At 72.9% G+C, this 1,261-nt stretch carries 2 protein-coding genes; both read left to right on the top strand.

Translation table 11 applies throughout. The features are described from left to right. Nucleotides 1–276: (2Fe-2S)-binding protein (locus H5J33_RS35670; RefSeq protein WP_181798779.1), on the top strand; the 276-nt coding region annotated here is incomplete at its 5' end. A gap of 241 nt (nucleotides 277–517) precedes the next feature. Next, the coding region (locus H5J33_RS35665) for a DUF2637 domain-containing protein (RefSeq protein WP_181798778.1) at nucleotides 518–1,261 on the top strand (744 nt) is incomplete at its 3' end.

Genomic DNA, 1,261 nt, shown 5'->3' with positions numbered 1-1,261 from the left:
GAGGGGCTGTGGTACGTCGCCGGGCTGTCCGGCGACGAGGAGGCGGCCCGGGCCGTGCGGGAGCTGGAGCTGCTGCTGCCGGGGCCGACCCCGCCGTACGCGGGCTCGGCCGGGTTCCGGGTGCTGACCGCCGTGGACGGCAGCCCCTTGCCCACCCGGGACCGGGCGAGCTGCTGCATGTTCTACACCGTTCGCCCGCAGGACACCTGTGTGACGTGTCCGCGCACCCGGGACGGCGAGAGGATCGCCAGGCTCACCGCGGCCGCGGCCGGCTGAGGAACCGTGCCGGCCGAGCACAACCGCACCACCCGTCACGGTAACTTCTCCAACGACCACCCGTACGGGTAGTCTGTTCGAACTCAACTCCCGCCCCTCACGCGGCAGTTCGAGCAGAACGCCGTCCTGGGCATCCCTCGCGCACTCCCTTGGCGGCCTCTTGCCCCGAAACCCCCTGAGGGCCGTCGGGAATGGGCCACTATGGCGGGCGTCACGCCCTATCCCCATGCAAGGGACCCTGATGAGACTGACCGACATATCGCTGAACTGGCTGCTTCCGGGCGCCGTCCTGCTCCTGGGCATGCTGGTGGCAGTGGCGGTGCTCGCGCGCGGCAAGCGCTCCTCCGGGGAGGACGCGAGCGCGGACGACTCCTGGGAACGCAGCGAGGAGCGCCGCCGGCGCAAGGAGGCCCTCTACGGCACGGCCTCCTACGTGCTGCTGTTCTGCTGTGCGGCGGTGGCGGCGGCCCTGTCCTTCCACGGCCTGGTCGGCTTCGGCGAACAGAACCTCGGGCTGAGCGGCGGCTGGCAGTACCTGGTGCCGTTCGGGCTGGACGGCGCGGCGATGTTCTGCTCCGTCCTCGCCGTGCGCGAGGCGAGCCACGGCGACGCCGCGCTCGGCTCCCGGCTGCTCGTGTGGCTGTTCGCCGCGGCGGCGGCCTGGTTCAACTGGGTGCACGCGCCCCGCGGCGCGGGGCACGCCGGCGCCCCGCAGTTCTTCTCCGGCATGTCGCTGTCGGCCGCCGTGCTGTTCGACCGGGCGCTGAAGCAGACCCGCCGGGCCGCGCTGCGCGAACAGGGCCTGGTGCCGCGGCCGTTGCCGCAGATCCGGATCGTGCGCTGGGTACGGGCGCCCCGCGAGACCTACCGGGCCTGGTCGCTGATGCTCCTGGAGGGCGTGCGCAGTCTGGACGAGGCGGTCGAGGAGGTCCGCGAGGACAAGCGGCAGAAGGAGGAGGCCCGGCGGCGCAGGCGCGACCAGCAG

This window comes from Streptomyces sp. WELS2 (genome assembly GCF_013870595.1).
GTDB lineage: Bacteria > Actinomycetota > Actinomycetes > Streptomycetales > Streptomycetaceae > Streptomyces.
Note: the sequence above shows the minus strand (reverse complement) of the source record. Positions and strands in the feature narration are given on the sequence as shown.